17 protein-coding genes are annotated in these 17,155 nt (G+C 42.6%); 7 read left to right on the top strand and 10 right to left on the bottom strand.

Going from position 1 to position 17,155, the window contains the following annotated elements; all coding sequences use genetic code 11:
* Positions 1-88 precede the first annotated feature (88 nt).
* Both DQQ10_RS04330 and DQQ10_RS04335 read left to right on the top strand, forming a co-directional pair.
* The gene (locus DQQ10_RS04330) at positions 89-1,336 is read left to right on the top strand and encodes a DUF6452 family protein (RefSeq protein WP_112745534.1); all 1,248 of its coding nucleotides are present in this window, start codon (positions 89-91) and stop codon (positions 1,334-1,336) included.
* Positions 1,320-2,003 carry a DUF6048 family protein gene (locus DQQ10_RS04335; protein ID WP_133259530.1) on the top strand — a complete coding sequence of 228 codons (684 nt, stop codon included), beginning with the start codon at positions 1,320-1,322 and terminating at the stop codon, positions 2,001-2,003. The genes DQQ10_RS04330 and DQQ10_RS04335 overlap by 17 nt, the downstream gene beginning before the upstream one ends.
* A gap of 2 nt (positions 2,004-2,005) precedes the next feature.
* Here the strand turns inward: DQQ10_RS04335 and ftsY are convergent, their stop codons facing one another.
* From ftsY to DQQ10_RS04365, 6 genes are all read right to left on the bottom strand, one after another.
* Positions 2,006-2,962: a signal recognition particle-docking protein FtsY gene (gene ftsY, locus DQQ10_RS04340; RefSeq protein WP_112745536.1), complete on the bottom strand. Its 957-nt coding sequence runs from the start codon at positions 2,960-2,962 to the stop codon at positions 2,006-2,008.
* A 142-nt stretch (positions 2,963-3,104) separates the two neighbouring features.
* Positions 3,105-3,260, bottom strand: coding sequence for a DUF4295 domain-containing protein (locus DQQ10_RS04345; RefSeq protein ID WP_112745537.1), 156 nt, complete (start codon positions 3,258-3,260; stop codon positions 3,105-3,107).
* A 2-nt stretch (positions 3,261-3,262) separates the two neighbouring features.
* Complete coding sequence (gene rpmG / locus DQQ10_RS04350) at positions 3,263-3,445, bottom strand: 50S ribosomal protein L33 (RefSeq protein ID WP_112745538.1); 183 nt, start codon at positions 3,443-3,445, stop codon at positions 3,263-3,265.
* 18 nt (positions 3,446-3,463) lie between these two features.
* On the bottom strand, positions 3,464-3,703 hold the full coding sequence (gene rpmB / locus DQQ10_RS04355) for a 50S ribosomal protein L28 (protein ID WP_112745539.1): 240 nt from the start codon (positions 3,701-3,703) through the stop codon (positions 3,464-3,466).
* Between the two features lie 168 nt (positions 3,704-3,871).
* The gene (locus DQQ10_RS04360; protein WP_245970271.1) at positions 3,872-4,528 is read right to left on the bottom strand and encodes an HAD family hydrolase; all 657 of its coding nucleotides are present in this window, start codon (positions 4,526-4,528) and stop codon (positions 3,872-3,874) included.
* Between the two features lie 25 nt (positions 4,529-4,553).
* Positions 4,554-6,737, bottom strand: a complete 2,184-nt coding sequence (locus DQQ10_RS04365; protein ID WP_112745541.1) for a T9SS type A sorting domain-containing protein — start codon at positions 6,735-6,737, stop codon at positions 4,554-4,556.
* Between the two features lie 112 nt (positions 6,738-6,849).
* On the opposite strand from DQQ10_RS04365, the gene DQQ10_RS04370 reads away from it, so the two are divergent.
* Entirely contained in the window at positions 6,850-8,133 is a 1,284-nt protein-coding gene (locus DQQ10_RS04370) for a UDP-N-acetylmuramoyl-tripeptide--D-alanyl-D-alanine ligase (protein WP_112745542.1), read from the top strand.
* A gap of 136 nt (positions 8,134-8,269) precedes the next feature.
* Positions 8,270-8,932, top strand: a complete 663-nt coding sequence (locus DQQ10_RS04375; RefSeq protein ID WP_112745543.1) for a DUF2461 domain-containing protein — start codon at positions 8,270-8,272, stop codon at positions 8,930-8,932.
* On the opposite strand, the gene DQQ10_RS04380 is transcribed toward DQQ10_RS04375, so the two are convergent.
* Complete coding sequence (locus tag DQQ10_RS04380; RefSeq protein ID WP_112745774.1) at positions 8,933-11,344, bottom strand: TonB-dependent receptor; 2,412 nt, start codon at positions 11,342-11,344, stop codon at positions 8,933-8,935. It abuts the gene before it with no gap.
* A gap of 152 nt (positions 11,345-11,496) precedes the next feature.
* Here DQQ10_RS04380 and DQQ10_RS04385 point away from each other — a divergent pair, with 152 nt between their 5' ends.
* Positions 11,497-11,799 carry a DUF4286 family protein gene (locus tag DQQ10_RS04385; protein WP_112745544.1) on the top strand — a complete coding sequence of 101 codons (303 nt, stop codon included), beginning with the start codon at positions 11,497-11,499 and terminating at the stop codon, positions 11,797-11,799.
* Here DQQ10_RS04385 and DQQ10_RS04390 read toward each other — a convergent pair.
* Positions 11,796-12,278: a GNAT family N-acetyltransferase gene (locus DQQ10_RS04390; RefSeq protein ID WP_112745545.1), complete on the bottom strand. Its 483-nt coding sequence runs from the start codon at positions 12,276-12,278 to the stop codon at positions 11,796-11,798. The two genes, DQQ10_RS04385 and DQQ10_RS04390, sit on opposite strands and share 4 nt — an antisense overlap.
* Before the next feature lie 109 nt (positions 12,279-12,387).
* Here DQQ10_RS04390 and DQQ10_RS04395 point away from each other — a divergent pair, with 109 nt between their 5' ends.
* Both DQQ10_RS04395 and DQQ10_RS04400 read left to right on the top strand, forming a co-directional pair.
* On the top strand, positions 12,388-14,892 hold the full coding sequence (locus tag DQQ10_RS04395) for a zinc-dependent metalloprotease (protein WP_112745546.1): 2,505 nt from the start codon (positions 12,388-12,390) through the stop codon (positions 14,890-14,892).
* 84 nt (positions 14,893-14,976) lie between these two features.
* Positions 14,977-15,729, top strand: a complete 753-nt coding sequence (locus DQQ10_RS04400; RefSeq protein ID WP_112745547.1) for a TspO/MBR family protein — start codon at positions 14,977-14,979, stop codon at positions 15,727-15,729.
* Here the strand turns inward: DQQ10_RS04400 and DQQ10_RS04405 are convergent.
* Both DQQ10_RS04405 and DQQ10_RS04410 read right to left on the bottom strand, forming a co-directional pair.
* Positions 15,726-16,760, bottom strand: coding sequence for a nucleoid-associated protein (locus DQQ10_RS04405; protein WP_112745548.1), 1,035 nt, complete (start codon positions 16,758-16,760; stop codon positions 15,726-15,728). The genes DQQ10_RS04400 and DQQ10_RS04405 overlap by 4 nt on opposite strands.
* Positions 16,761-16,768: 8 nt before the next feature.
* Positions 16,769-17,137, bottom strand: a complete 369-nt coding sequence (locus tag DQQ10_RS04410; RefSeq protein WP_112745549.1) for a hypothetical protein — start codon at positions 17,135-17,137, stop codon at positions 16,769-16,771.
* Positions 17,138-17,155 lie beyond the last annotated feature (18 nt).

The following is a 17,155-nucleotide window of genomic DNA, read 5'->3' on the forward strand; positions in this document are numbered from 1 at the left end:
GATATGAATGCAAAAATACTAAAAATAACTGGGCATGGAATTTGGGCTTAAGGCCGTTAATTTATCTTTACAGCCGCGTGTGTCAACCATGAAAAAAGCAACCTGGTTCATTTTTTTGCTCATTATTATCGCATCCTGCCTGAACGATCCGGATTGCTTTAGAATCAACAGTAATGTCATCGGAATTTCCTTTCGCGTGATGGGAACCGGCAAGTCGGATACGCTGAGAATGTATGGCGTTACCACACAAAATACCGATAGCACTTTTTATCGGAATACGGCTGCCACGGGTATCGGCATCCCGCTTGACTTTACCACGACTGAAAGTGAGTATCTTTTTCAAACCACCCGCGGTGATTATTCAATTGCGTTAAAATACGATGTCAATGTCCAGTTTGTGTCCGAAGACTGCGGATCTAAATACGTCCTCGAAAATCTGGAGACCACCGGTCACACATTTGATTCCATTCGGTTGGTAAGTCGAACACCTGGAACAACTGCAGGCGGTAACATCGAGATTTTCAGATGCCCCAGAACAGATACCATGGCTGTTGCTTTCCGACAACTTACGCTTTCAGGAACAACAAAATCGAGTCAGGCACTTGTGGTTGAAACGAATGGCATCACCCCCGACTTTACGGGCGAAACGCTTTATGGCGGAGAGAAAGTTTCTATCGTGTATTTGCCTGTGAATTTAGATGTTGATAAACATGCGATGGTGATTGATTTTGATCAGGTTGAAGGTGGACTTCGAAAGCTTGATCTTAATTACACACTAACAGAGACACAGCGCTACAGGCCTTGTGGCGTTCAAATATTTGCGTCTGAAATGATAATCAATGCTGTTGAGTCCCAATATGCTTTTGACTCGGTTGGCTTCGTTCTTAACGAAACAAATTCGTCAATCCGATCGGTGCTCGATCCATTTGATCCGATGATTAACATCTATCGTTGTCCCGATCTCGATATCGCTGGAATCTATTTTAGAAATAGACAAGACAGGGCAGATTCGACAGTGTCGTTAAAGAGTGTGACGGTTAATTTTCAGACAACCAACTACGCGCCAACGGAACCGACAACTTTTATTCGTGTTCCCTTGAATAAGTCTGCGACGAACACAACGGTAACGATCGAATATCAAACAGGAAAGATTGAAACACTTGTATTAAGTTATACAGCCACACCGATTACTAGATTTAGAGTGGCGTGCTCAGATCAAAATACCTTGTTCACAAATTTGGCCGTTGTTGCTCAAGGAACAACGTTAGTCGGTTCGCAGGTTCCTAATGCAAGTCTTCAAAGTATACCAACAAGAAACATTGAAATATTTCCATAGCATAGCGATACTTTTATTCGTGACGGTCGGTGTTTCTGCGCAAACTAAAACTGACACCACGGAGACAAAAAAGAAGCCGACGAGCTTTGTTCCAACAGGGGTGCGCGTTGGAACAGATCTCATTGCTATCGGAATGACCCGATATGTCGACAGCTATAAAGGCTGGGAAGTAAACGCTGATGTCGATTTCTCTCGTTATTATCTGGCAGTCGATGTCGGTAGCTGGTCACGTGATTATGACAATGGTGCTGAGATCTATTCTAACAATGGTAATTATTTCCGCATCGGTGGCGATGTTAACTTTTTGCTGAAGGATCCTGATCGTAATATGTTCTTCCTTGGATTGCGTTATGGCAGGTCGAAGTTTTCGGAATCTTTGCAGGTGAACAAGATCGATTCGATGTGGAACAACAATCCGGTTAACGAACGGTATTCAAATAGCAACAGCAATGGATCATGGTTTGAATTAACCACAGGAATACGCGTGAAAATTTGGAAGGTGATTTGGATGGGCTACACCGCGCGATTAAAATTTGGATTGACGACGAATGAAGATGGTAATCTCATTCCACACGATATCCCTGGCTATGGTCGCACCGACAAGAATGTAGCGTGGGGATTTAATTACCAGATCTTTGTTCGAATCCCCGTACGAAGACAGCAATAACCTTAGTTCTTCTTAAACAAAGAGTCAACAAATTCTTCTTTGTTGAATACTTGTAGGTCGTCAACTTTTTCGCCCACACCGATATACTTCACAGGAATTTTGAACTCGTCTGAGATTCCGATGACCACACCACCTTTGGCTGTGCCGTCAAGTTTAGTAATGGCGAGCGATGTTACATCTGTTGCTTTGGTGAATTCACGCGCTTGAATCACTGCGTTTTGTCCTGTGCTACCGTCGAGCACAAGTAAAACTTCATGCGGTGCATCTGGAATTACTTTCTGCATCACACGCTTAATCTTGGTGAGCTCTGCCATCAAGTTTACTTTCGTGTGAAGTCGCCCTGCAGTATCAATGATAATAATGTCGGCATTTTCGTCGGCGCCAGCTTTCACAGCATCGTAGGCAACAGCGGAAGGATCTGTATTCATTCCGCGCGAAATTACCGGTACACCTACACGCTCTCCCCAGAGTTTAAGTTGATCCACGGCCGCAGCACGGAAAGTATCTGCCGCGCCGAGTACAACCTTGTTTCCTTTCTTTTTGAATTGTGAAGAGAGTTTTCCGATCGTCGTAGTCTTACCAACACCGTTCACACCAACCACCATAATTACATAGGGCTTTTTGTCTTTTGGAACTTCGAATTCGGAAAGATCAACCGTATTGCTTTCAGTCATCAGTGTGGCGATTTCTTCGCGGAGAATTCTGTCGAGCTCTGATGTGCCAAGATATTTGTCACGGGCAACGCGTGCTTGAATGCGTTCAATAATTTTGAGCGTCGTTTCAACGCCTACGTCCGAAGAGACAAGAATTTCTTCCAGGTTGTCGAGTACATCATCGTCGACAGTCGATTTGCCAGCGATTGCTTTGCCAAGCTTGCCAAAAAAACTGTCCTTGGTTTTTTCTAAACCTTTGTCAAGACTCTCTTTTTTTTCTTTCGAGAATAATCCGAAAAAAGCCATCGTTTTAAATTTATGTGAATCTCCGTGGAGCGTTAGTCTAACAATTGCCGCCTAAAATTCAGTTCCCGCATACGAGAGGAGAAGCTGCGTGTAACAAAAAAAGTCCCTCAAGGGGACTTTTCAAATTTTGATACCTGGCTAATTATTTTTTGGCAAGGGTTTCCTTTACCAAGTCAGCAGGGACGATTTCTTCTCTGAAGGTGTAAGCACCTGTTTTCTCAGATTTCACGGCGCGGATCACTTTTGCATAGCTCTTTCCGTCAGCCTTTTTCAGTGTAGCAACTACTTTCTTTGCCATGGTTATTTAATTTCTTTGTGAACCGTTACTTTCTTCAAGATAGAATTGTATTTCTTCAACTCCAATCTTTCAGTTGTATTCTTGCGATTTTTAGTAGTGATATAACGGCTCATGCCTGGCATGCCGCTGGTTTTGTGCTCTGTGCACTCCAGAATCACCTGAATTCTGTTACCTTTTTTTGCCATGATGCTTTAATTTTTTTGTTACAGAACCAGATTGCCGTTAGCCTTAGCCTCTTTCAACACTGCCGTGATGCCGTGCTTGTTGATGGTCTTGATAGCTTTTGTAGACACTTTCAAAGTGATCCACTTATCTTCCTCAGGCAAATAAAAACGCTTCTTCTGAAGATTAGGATAGAATCTTCTCTTCGTCTTATTGTTAGCGTGTGAAACATTGTTTCCGACCTGAGGTCTCTTTCCTGTAATTTGACAAACTCGTGCCATATCAGTTAAATAAATTTATACCCCCCTAAAAAGGGATTGCAAATATCGGAAAAACCAATTGAATATTCCAAGATCATTTTAAAAAACCACCGCAAAGCTATCCACGAATTCTCCACAATTGAACCAGATTCGAACGAAATCGCCCTTTCTAGCACCTTAACGCACTTTCTACTCCTTAAATAATATTGATAAAAGTCGCGAAACTGTGATCTCATCAAAGTCAGCGATGACCAAATCTGTTTGATTTAGCTCTTCGGCGCTATGGGTGGTAGATATGCCCACAACCTTGCAACCCGCTGCTTTACCGGCTTGAACGCCCGATAGCGAGTCCTCGAACACCACGCAATGATCCGGGCGATACCCTAAAGCAGCAGCAGTCTTTATATAAATTTCTGGGTCCGGCTTTCCTTTGCTCACATAAGCCTCATCTAAAATGGCTTTGAAGTACTTTTCAATTCCGGTATGCTGCAAGGTGAAGTCCACATTCGAGCGCGGCGCCGAAGTAGCAATCGCTTGATCGATTTTCAGTTCTTCCGCTTGCGCTAAAAAATTGAGCAGCCCCTTCAGTGGCTTTACGTCGTGCTTGTAAATCTCACGAAACATAGCCTCCTTCTCTTCTCCATATTCCGCCACCTGCTCTCGCGGAATATCACCAAATACATTTGGAATCCAATCCTTATTCGTTCGTCCGTAAATTTTCGAATGCAATTGCGCATCGTCAAGATCGTGACCGTAACGTTTACAAAATTCTTTCAACGCAATTTTATGGAATGGATTACTGTCGATAATCACACCATCCATGTCAAAGAGAAATGCATACTTCATGATGGACGTAAAGATGTTTTAATTTTTAGAATACTACGAACCGTTTTGAAATCCATTTTCCATTCACTGTTGCTCGGAAAATGTAAACGCCCGGTGCCAAGTTGTAAGTCAGAAGACGACCGGGATTATCTACGGTGAAAGAAATGTCACGCTGAACAAGTTGTCCACTGGAAGTGTAAACAGTTCCGAAGCCATTACGATTACTCTTGATGATTAACACCTCCTCATGTTGCTTAACAGGATTGGGAAAAAGTTCTATAGCCGCGCCTTCAGAAGGGAGTGGCGCTGAGTTATCATTTTTCAAGAGCATTAATCCGCCCATAATATTGCCGACTACAACGGAAGGCCTATTGGCGTTGAAAAGGTTGGCAACGGTTGGCCAAATGCGTCCACCCAATCCCTTTTCCGTATAGGTCTCGTCAATGTCGTTGTATACTATTTCTGTAGCAACCGCTGTTTGATTTTTATAGTCGCTGATCACTGAGAGAATTCCATCTTGATTTCCAAAGAGTAGATCACGTTTACCATCGCCATCCAAGTCGGAAACACTACAGGCAACGCTTTGCCGAAGAAGGCTGGCGTCGAAACCAAGATACGTGTCGTCAACAAGGGAAAAATTCATTCCACCATTGTTCGTCCACAATTGAAGTGAGCCGTCTGATTTTCCAATGATGATGTCCAAATTTCCGTCATAATTTTCATCAACTAAACAAATGTTTTCGGGTTGCGACATCGTAAAGTTAACCTCCTGAATATTCGCCGTATTAAAATCGTACGTAGCGCTTCCTGTGTTTAAAATATAGTAGAGATGCGTTTGTCCGTTTTCGGTACTGGTTGCAGTAAATATTAAATCTTGTTTACTGTCGCGATTCACATCGCCGAACTTGATTTTCAAATTGTAGAAACTTGTGCTTCTAAAATTCCAATAGTTATCACTTACAAATTCAAACTTCGGTTCACTCGCATTGCCTTTGTTCTCGAAAAAATATATTCCAGCTGTACCCGTAGTTGCCGCATGCTGACTTATAAAAAGATCGAGGTCATTGTCGTTGTCGAAGTCGGCAAGCGCTGGAATGGCGTTGTCGCCTACATCGATCATATGTTCCTGCAAGAAATTTTTCTTGACAAATTCAAAACTTGGTGCCGCGTCCGATCCCGTATTTTGATATAGCCAACTCGAATGGTTAAGATCTGCCGTCAGATAAACTTTGCTATATATATTAGGTGCAACCAGTAAATCTTTATTACCGTCGAAGGTTACGTCTTCATAATAACCTGCAGGAAAAATCAGAAAGTCGACCGGATCGATTTCTGGAAAGTCAACATCCGTATTGATTATGGGATTAAAAACGTCGCCTTCGTTGCGTAACAGTGACAAGTTTGAGCAGGAGGCTTCCGAGATAATCAGATCTAATTTTGTGTCGGCATCGGCATCCAACGCGAGAATACTTTTTCCAACAGCGTGTTTCACACGGCCATTCGTAGGGCATACGTCATTATTAAATGCGAAGTCTTCACAATTGCACTCCGTTAGCCCCGCCCATTTTTGAGTTTTGCGTTCAAATTCAAGGGAGTCGCAAGAGCCATAATTCTCTTTGCTGAGGTTTTGATGAAACTCAATTGTACCCGAGCCTGTAAATCGAAAATTGAAAATATCGAGGTCTCCGTCACCATCTACATCACTTATGCTGGGGAGGTCGTCGTATTGTAACTGAAGATTGGTACTTGTATTTCCCTTTGTGATGAGGGCAATGCTTTTCGGGATGTTAGGTCCCACATAAAACATAAACCTTTCCCAGCGAAGCTTTTCTCCAGGGGGCGTTGTGTTTCTATACACCTTGATCCCGAAGATGTCGCCAGTGAAGATGTCCTTCTTGCCGTCGCAATTGTAATCGCGTAGCAGTAGCCAATTTGTTAGGTCGGCCGGGAATTGATTTTCATATGCTGGCGCGTAGCTGTAGGCGAAACCTGTGTTTAAAAATGTCTGTATTTTATTCGCCATACGATCGTAGATCACCAGATCGTCTTTGCCATCGCCGTCTAAATCGATCGTATTATATTGAGACGCATTCATGCCGCCTGCCCAGGCCAACGGCAATACATCTTGATTAGAATTCAGGACCTGCACCGATTGATCGAGACGATAGGTAAATTGCGCCTGTACGAAAAGCGAAGAGAGGGCGAGAAACAGTAGTAAAAGATATTTCATCGAAAGAAAAATATAGCCAAACTATAACGTTGAGGACTGCGGCCTGTTATCTTGGCAGCAAGATAGTTTAGATCAATTTAAAACCCCCAGGGTAACCAGAAGCATTCCCGTCATGAATATTCAAGAACTTTACAGAAAGTATTTACAGTCAGGAAAAGTATCCACCGATACGCGGCAGATTACGCCGGGTTCTATATTTTTTGCTTTAAAAGGTGATCGATTTAACGCGAATGAGTTTGTGAGCCAAGCGCTTGAGAAAGGTGCTAGTTTCGCAGTTCATGACGATCCGAAATATGCTGTGGATGATCGTAGCATTGTTGTTCCCGACGTACTACAAACTTTGCAAGAGCTCGCGAAGTATCATCGTTCACAACTCACCATTCCGGTTCTTGGGCTTACTGGATCTAATGGAAAAACAACCAGCAAAGAACTCGTGAGCAGTGTGCTGGCAAAAAAATTCAAGACCTATGCGACGAAGGGTAATCTCAATAATCACATTGGCGTACCATTGACGCTTTTGTCGATCGATAAATCATACGAAATCGCTGTGGTAGAAATGGGCGCCAATCATCTTGGTGAAATTGCGTTGCTCTGTTCTCTTGCTAATCCAACACACGGATTCATCACCAATATCGGTAAGGCGCACATTGGAACATTCGGAGGATATGAAAATATCATTCGTGCCAAATCGGAATTGTATCAGCATCTGATTACCACATCCGGAACCGTGTTTATTAATTCGCAAAATGAGATTTTGGCAAACATGTCAAAACGATTCTCCGCACCCATATTTTATCCGGCCAAAGGCGACTACTACCATTGCGAGGTGATCGATGCGGATCCAAATGTGAAAGTCAAAGCAGAGAACGGTGAGGTCATCGAGACGAATCTCATTGGTCGGTATAATTTCGAAAATATTGCAGCAGCACTTTGCATTGGTAAATTTTTTGGAGTAACCGATCGTGATGCCAACGCAGCCATCGCTTCTTACCTGCCTACGAACATGCGCTCGCAAGTGGTGCAGAAAGAACATAACACGATTATTCTTGATGCGTACAACGCAAATCCAAGTTCAATGCAAGCTGCAATTGACAACCTGCATCAGATGAAAGCGGCGAGAAAAGTTGTCATCCTCGGTGATATGTATGAGTTGGAAGAGGAGGCCGAGAAAGAACATGCCGCGATCGGTAAGCTACTCCGTGAAAAAGAATTTCAAGAAGTATACCTCTGTGGTGCGTTGTTTAAGTCAGCGTTGGGAGAACTTCCCTGGGCACTAAACTTCGAGAAGAAGGAAGACCTCGCAAATTATCTCCGTGATCACAAGATCAAACATGCTACTATTCTCGTAAAAGCGTCACGCGGCGTCGGTCTTGAAACCATCGTCGACTATTTGTAATCACGGCGCATTACTATAAAAAATTAACGATTAACGATTAACGATTAACGATTAACGATTAACGATTAACGATTAACGATTAACGATTAACGATTAACGATTAACGAATCTCCAATAACGAACAACGATAACAAAAATGAAGGCAGAAGCCGTTTTTGATTTTTTAAAGAAACTGTCTCGTAACAACAATCGGGAATGGTTTGAAAAGAATAAGGGAAAGTACCTCGAAATAAAAGAGATGTTTGACGCCTTCGCGGTGGAGTTGTTCGAACAGATTGTCATGTTCGATGAATCCATTGCAACACAAGACCCCAAAAAACTCACCTTTCGCATTTACAGAGACGTTCGTTTTTCGAAAGATAAGACGCCTTATAAAACACACATGAGCGCGGCGTACTCATCGGTAGGAAAGGGTCTTGGAAAACCTGGATACTACATTCAGATTGAGCCAGGAAATAAAAGCTTTATCGGTATTGGCCAATATATGCCAGATGCAGAGAATCTTTCTCGCATAAGACAAGAGATTGACTACAATGGTGACAATCTCAAAAAGGCCTTTAAAGAAAAATCTTTCAAAAAATATTACGATGCTTTTTGGGACGGTGATGCCTTGAAAACATCGCCCAAAGGTTATCCTAAAGATCATCCGCACGCTGAATGGCTGAAACTGAAAAGTTTTATTATCACGCATGAGTTTAGCGATGCAGATGTGCTGAGTAAAACTTTCCTGAAGAACATTGCTGCAGCGGCGAAAGCTGGAAAACCTTTGAACGATTTCTTAAATGAGGCATTGGCGTGATTACAATTCAACGATCACGCCTATAGTAGGAAGTACATTGCCACTTGTACTTTGAATCATCTTTGATAGATAAGCAGACTCATCGGATGGATCAACAATTGGATTTTTATTATCGTCACGTTGAACGTCGATGTCATCTTGAAATGTCGTCACATAGTTATAAGCATTTTGCACATCGAAATAGACATTTAAACTCCATCGCTTAAAAAAATATTTTTTGTCGATACGAAAGTCTAATTGATGAAATGCACTGATTCGTTCTGAGTTCAACAGATCATAGTTAGGAATGCCGTAAGGACGAACATCCCAATTTTCACGACGCACGGTTTCTCGGAGGTTGTAGGGCGTATACGGCGAACCACCTGTGAATAACCAACGAACACCCAGTTCCCAGTTCTTGCCAAATTTTTTTCCGCCAGTAAGGCTCATCAACAATCGGTTATCCCACGACGAAGGACGATAGCGATTGTCGCGATGTTTAAATTCACTGCGAACATAGGTGCAAGAGAATAATCCGTAGTATCCGTTATAAAGTTTTTGCTGAAACAAGAATTCTACGCCATAGCTTCTTCCGACAGATGTCGAGTTAACGGGAGCGTTTCCGATGACGCCAAAATCAGCGCCGAGGTTGGCAAGCGAAATAGAATCTTCAAGTAAGAAGGGATAGCGATCATACCATTTATAGAAACCTTCAAGCGTGATGCGTGAATTCTTTTTCAAGTTGAATTCAACACCTGAAACAAGATGTTTGCTGCGAATGTAAGTAACATCGTTGTCTTTATTCGTCAATCTTCCACTTTGTGAATCGCGATAGCCAAGTACGGTGTATGAAGGTAGTTGGTAATAAATCCCAGTATTGAAATTCAAGTTGACGGCGTCTGTGAGTTTGTATGAAGCAGAAAATCTTGGAGACAATTGTTTTGTGAGATCATTCATCTCGTCGCTATAATCATTTGCATCTGTGCGTAGACCGAAAGATAGGATAAGCTTCTCGGCAAATGTATTGCTGATTTGCCCAAAGAATCCCCACTTGTTAATCGTCAACGTCGAACTAAAATCGCGCATCGTTACGCCTTGGGCGGTAACCAGTTTTGAAAAGTCTTCCGTGATGTATTTTCCCTGCTCGACGTTAAGACCCAGGTTTATTTTTGTTTGGTCGAGAACCATATAGTCCTCAGCGCGAAAACGCGTCTCCCGCTCTTGTGATTGGTACCGTTGAATTAAATTGTCGCTCGACGAGTCGTCGTTGTTTCGATATTTTTCCGCGTCGTTGTTAAGTTTATTTGTACTCACCACGATTGTCGTTGTCCCCTTTTCTCGGAAGTGGTCATAGCGTATACCCGTTGTGTAGTTCCATTGCGTTGAAACCGGTAGAATATTCAGGATGTATTCAGCTTCCTCGCGATCTTCAGGTGTATCTGCTTTTTGTGGTGCGTCGAGATTTAGAGAGAAATCGTCAATGGCACCGATTCCTAGAACAGTGATTTGATCTTTGTCTCCGAGTTTCCATTTGTACTTGAATTGGAGATCATTATAAACCGGAAGAAAGGGTAAGTTAAAAATGTTAAACAAGAATTTCAGATACGAACGTCGCGCTGAGAGGACTAAGGATGAATTTTTAGAAATAGGTCCTTCTAACGTGATGCCAAGATCAGTTGCACCAATAATGCCATTGGCAGTCCAACGATCGGTGCGTCCTTCTTTCAGTCGAAAATCGAAAACTGAACTCATGGTGTTACCACGATTTGCCGGAAACGCGCCGGAGTAAAAATCAACAGACTGCAGCAAATCCACATTGATGATACCGACAGGTCCTCCTGAGGATCCTTGCGTTTGAAAATGGTTGATGACTGGAATCTGAACCCCATCGAGATAAAAAGTATTTTCGCTTGGAGAACCGCCGCGAATGATGATGTCGTTTCGAAATGATGGTGTGGATGCTACGCCAGGTAATGATCGCACCACTTTAGAAATATCACGATTACCACCGGGAGTCCGCTTAATTTCTGTTGTACCTATGGTGCGTAGCGACAGTGGTGATTCATCAGATTGAACAAACGTATTCGATCCGCTCACCACTACTTCGTCGAGTGATGTTGCTTCTTCCTCCAGTGCGAAATCGACATACGCCGGACGTGAGTTTGTTACTTGAACTTCGAATTGAACTAACTTTTTGAATCCAACAAATGAAACCTCAACGTTATACTGCCCAGGTTTAATGTTGACGATCTCGTAATTACCGTCGGTATCAGTTGATCCCCCTGTAGTGGTCCCTTGAATAACGACGTTTGCAAACGGAACCGGCTCGTTGTTAATCTTATTAAACACTTTCCCTCGAATGATACCACTTTGAGCGTTAGCGAATTGAGAAAACGAAATGACGACGATGAAAAATGTAAAAAAGTGCTTCACAGTTTGTTTTTTGAACAGAACAATCAACTCTTAAAAATGTTTGCAAATTTATTCTACGCCGGTAATTCTTTGCTGTTTGTGTTAGTATCTGCAGGTTAATTATTGATTATTTTTGAAGGAAATTCACGCGCAGGATTTAAAAACAAATAGAAATGCTGTTATACAACGTTACCATTGGGATCGATAAATCCGTTGAGCAAGAGTGGCTAGCCTGGATGCGAGAGAGTTATATCCCTGGTGCACTTTCGTCAAAAATGTTACAGGACTGTAAAATCTTCAAAGTTCTTCACGACGAAGACGAGCCAACCGTGTCGTACAGTGTACAATTTTTTTCAGAAAGCATTCAGATGGTTAACCTCTACTTAGAGAAAATTGAACCGATTTTAAGCGAGGCTCTAAAGCAGCGCTACAAAGACAAACATGTCGCTTTTCGCACGCTGCTCGAGCAAGTTTAAGTTTTAGAGAGGTAGTCAATAATTTGTGCGCGCTCGAGTGTACAATTCACCCACTCTTGACTCATCTTCGTTCCGTATTTCTTATAAAAGTTTATCGCCGGTTCGTTCCAGTCTAACACCTGCCACATCATGCCTGAGCAATTTTTATCGAGCGCATGTTGCATGGTACGATCAAAAAGAAGTTTCCCCAGCCCTCTACCACGCGCGCGCTCCGTCACAACAATGTCTTCTAAATAAAGACGCTTTCCTGTCCAGGTAGAGTAACGCCAATAATACAAAGCAATGCCCTGGATGACGTGATCTTGTTCTGCAACGAAAAAACCAAACACAGGCTCGGGACCGAACCCGTCGGTCTCTAATTGCGGCAGCGTGTTAATAACTTGATCGAGTGCACGTTCATATTCGGCAAGTTCTTTAATGAGCGCCAATACGCTGGGTAGGTCTTCAATACGACCCTGACGGACAATGGGTTGATTCATGCTTCAAAATAAATAAATCCGCTCATCATTTTCTTTCACCATTGATCGGGTTGAAGAAAGTTTAAATGCAACGGGCCTTGTATCATCGTTATAAATTAACCTAACGCCTATGTCTTTTCGCGCGACCGGATTTGTGGCCGGATTATTCTTATTCATTGTACTTTTTGGCGCTAACCCTGCGTTTAGCCAGAAGAAAAAAAAGAAATCAGATACAAAAACAGCTGATACTCCTGCCGCTGAAAAAAAGGAGGAAAAGAAAGACGCTGGCGGCATTCAACCCTACGACAAGGTTATTACAAACAAAGCCAAGACTGACGATGGCCTTTTCAAGGTTCACCGTATAGACGATAAGTATTTCTACGAAATTCCTGATTCGCTTTTGCTTCGCGAAATGTTAATGGTGACGCGCATCGCTAGAACGGCTGAAAACATCGGCTACGGTGGAGAGAATATTAGAAATCAAGTTTTGCGGTGGCAACAGAAGGAGAAGAAAATATTGCTCCGCATTGTGTCTTTCAACAACGTCGCGAATGATTCCTTACCCATCGCACAATCTGTAAAGAATTCGAACTTTGAACCCATCGTTCAAAGTTTCGACATCAAAGCCTATGGCCCTGATTCATCCATTGTCATTGAGGTTACTTCTTTATTCAATAAAGATGTTCCAGCCTTAGGATTTGACGATGCACGCCGCAAGCAATATAAAGTGACATCACTTGATGATAGTCGAAGCTTTATCGAAAATATCAGAAGTTTTCCCATCAACGTTGAGAACCGACACGTTTTAACTTACAAAGCATCGGAGCCACCATCGAATGCGAGCACTGGATCAATCTCATTAGAGATCAATAACTCAATGATCCTCTTGCCAAAGATTCCAATGAAGCCTCGCTTAAACGATCAACGCGTTGGTTTTTTCTCACAAACACAAACGGACTATGGAAGAGAAGATCAAAAGGCATCAGCTACAACGTATATTCGCCGCTGGAGATTAGAGCCCAAAGATCTTGAAGCATACAAACGCGGTGAATTGGTGGAGCCGAAAAAACAGATTGTTTACTACATCGATCCAGCCACGCCTGCGAAATGGAAGCCTTATCTCAAACAAGGTGTTAATGATTGGAACAAGGCATTCGAAGCCGCTGGTTTTAAAAATGCGATCGTCGCGAAAGACGCTCCGACTGCAGCAGAAGATCCAGATTGGAGTCCAGAAGATGCTCGATACTCAGTGATCCGTTATTTTGCGTCGAACATTCAAAACGCGTATGGCCCCCACGTTGCAGATCCACGCTCAGGTGAGATTATCGAAAGTGATATCGGTTGGTATCATAACGTGATGAACTTACTTCGCAACTGGTACTTCATTCAAACTGCCGCTGTTAATCCTGATGCACGTGCAGTGCAATTTAAAGATGAGATTATGGGACAGCTTATTCGATTTGTTTCGTCACATGAAGTGGGGCATACCCTGGGACTACCACACAACTTCGGTTCAAGCTACGCTTATCCTGTAGATTCATTGCGCTCTGCGTCGTTCACCAAGAGTAAAGGTACTGCGCCGTCAATTATGGACTATGCGCGATTCAATTATGTAGCACAACCTGGTGATAAAGATGTAGCATACATGCCAAACATTGGCGAATATGATATGTTTTCCATTAAGTGGGGTTATACATATTTGCCGAATGCAAAAACAGCCGACGACGAGAAAGAGACATTGAATAAGTGGATTATCGAGAAGGCTGATAATCCAGTGTATTTCTATGGCCGACAAACCTTCAATCCGATTGACCCGCGCTCACAATCAGAAGACCTTGGCAATGATGCGGTGAAGGCTTCAACTTACGGCGTTGCAAACTTGAAACGAATTATTCCAAACTTGATCAAATGGACTTCCCAGAATGGAAAAGATTATGATGATCTCAACGAGCTGTATGGTCAAGTGCTGGTACAATGGAATCGTTACAATGGTCACGTGAGATCCAGCATTGGTGGCGTATACGAAACGTTTAAGTCGTATGAACAACAAGGACAAGTGTTCACGCCTGTTCCGAAGAAAATTCAGCAGGCTGCGATGGCTTACTTGCAGAAAGAAACTTTCGCGACACCCACTTGGATGCTTGATCAAGAAATTTTGAAACGCATTGAACATGCTGGAGCGCTCGACAGAGTTAGAAATTATCAGGCCGGTAACGTCAACCAACTCTTAGAATCTAGCCGACTTGCGCGACTACTTGAAGCGGAAGCAGCGCTCGGCAAGCAGACATACACCATTCTCGATTTGTTCAATGATCTTCGCACTGGACTTTGGTCTGAGCTGCCAACAGGGAAAACCGTTGATGCTTATCGAAGAAATTTACAGCGTGCCCACATTGAACGCCTGGAATTTTTGATGAAAGAAGAACCAGAAGCGCCTGCTGCCGGTGTTCGATCATTTGCTGGTTATACACCGATAGATATCAGTCAATCCGATATTCGCCCAGTCGTACGTGCTGAACTGAAGAAATTGAAAGCACTCATCGCGGGCGCTATCGCGAGGACAGCCGATCCTTTATCGAAATATCACTTCGAGGATTGTCTCGAACGAATAAATAATATTCTCGATCCAAAATAAAAATGAATGCCGCCGATAAAGCGGCATTTTTTTTGGCATAACTCTTTTTAGAAAACGTTGTTAATAGATCAAACATCAAATACAATGTCATCTACTGCACTTAGAATCGCTAGTACGGGCGCGTTATTGATTACGCTAGTTGTTAACGCACTGGCGAATATATTGCCGATTAACGGCCTCAACACAGGCGAAGTGTCGGCGCTATATCCCAGCCTCTTTACGCCGGCAGGTATCACATTCAGTATTTGGACTGTGATCTACATTTTACTCATTGGCTTTGTTGTATTCAGCTGGTTGAATCGAAGCGATGCGCGAATCGATCGACTTCAATCGTGGTTCATTGTCACTTGCGTACTTAATGCTTCATGGATTTTAGTGTGGCATTTTTTATTGCCAGCATTATCGGTGGTGGTGATGCTCATGCTGCTTGGAGCGCTCCTCACTATTTTTCGAATTATTCAATCATCACAATTTTTATCAACGAAGGAAATCATATGCGTGAGCTTGCCATTCACTTTCTATTTGGCGTGGATTTGCGTAGCAACCATTGCAAACGTATCGGCATTGCTGGTTTCTGCGGAGTGGCAAGGTGGATTTTTATCACCCGAAATTTGGACGGTGTTAATGATGGTGGTTGCAGCTATTCTAGGCTTTGTTGTTACAAGACAATTTGGGACGCCGGCTTTTATATTCGTCGTTATGTGGGCGCTACTCGGAATTTACATCCGCTGGCAGGACAGTGAATACAAATTGATTGTTACGTCGGCAATTTTACTAGAGGTGGTGCTTGCAGGCTTCCTTATTTACTATTTCAAATCCAGAAAGGTGTCGCACTAACTTTCTTCGTCGAAGTAAAGTTTATAAAAATGTTTACCCATCACTTCGTCGTATCCTTTCTCAACGAGTTGGCGGTTGCCATGAATATAGATGTGAAAATTCTTATCGAGCTTAAGAACTGTTTTAAAAACCTTTGCTTGCTGTTTTACTGCATGAACTGAGATCTGAAAATCATCAGCCATGTCGACGGGGTTGTGCGTCTGAAAAGTTTTTTCAAAATTCCGAAATGACTCGATAACATCAACATTGCCGAGTACTTCATTTTCAAATTCTGCTTTGTTAAACTGCTCACGCGACTTAAAAAAATCCATCGAACGATTTAGCAAGTCGATTTGGTCTGCTTTCGAAACGGAAAATTCTTCATCCAGCTGGTCTGAAACATATTGTTTTGTCAGATTCATGAAATTCTGAGTGTGATGAAAGTCATCCGCTACTGGCTTAATATTCAAGAAATCCTGCTTCCAGAACTGTGCTTCCGATTTGTTCGATTGATCTACAACAAGAATAGAGTAGCCTTCACCTTCTTCTGCTTCAAGAATAAGGCAACCTTTGTCAAGTTTACTGAGATTCATCCCCTCGTCTGATGTGAGGTCGAAATTGCGAAGACGTAAGTATGTTTCTTTGTTCTCGCATTTAAAGATGCCCACACCCTTCGATAGCTTTTCTCCAATAACAATGTCTGATATGTAGGCAACATACAAATCGCCCGGCTTAATGTTCGGGTGCTGCGACGACGCATAGAGATGTTTTGCGATGTCGATAGAACAATCATGAAATTCATCGGGCTCCGAAAAAATGCGCTGCGCAAATTGATGTACCGCATTTAACGAGATGTCATCGTTCGAAAAAGTGAATTCGTAATATTCATGTGTATTGAATCCTGACAGAAAATATTTCAGCAAAAGCTTATGAATTTTTTCGTCGTGTAGGTACAGCGGTTCTTCTGAAAGTGTAAGACCTTCTTGCTTTCCTGCGTTTCCCACGAGATGTACCGATACGTGATGAATTGTGCTTTGCGATGAGTCGATCATGATGGTTTCTACTTAAGCACTAATTCAATTAATTCTTTCTGAACATTCCAATCTTTCGCAAGCTTCAGCATTGCGGTTGCTTCCATCTCCGTAACGTATCCTTTTAAATTATTCGCCATCCAAACCATATTGATGAGCTCGATCCGTTTTTCCTTGGTGTAGTCACCAATAATTTCGTTGAGGTAGTCGCGTGCGCGATCAAATGCAGTAATGTAGTCTCGCTCGACAAAATCTAACGCCCAGCGATATTCCATGTTTGCTTCTAGTTCTACCGCCGTTTTTTCCAAGTCATTCTTTTCCTCATCGTCTAATCCGTGATAATGAAATATCACTGATTTCAACAACATATAGACCTTTTTCTCTTCGGAGGATTTCATGGTGAAACTTTGGGGCGC

The sequence above is a fragment of the Pseudochryseolinea flava genome (assembly GCF_003286915.1).
Classification (GTDB): Bacteria; Bacteroidota; Bacteroidia; order Cytophagales; family Cyclobacteriaceae; genus Ohtaekwangia; species Ohtaekwangia flava.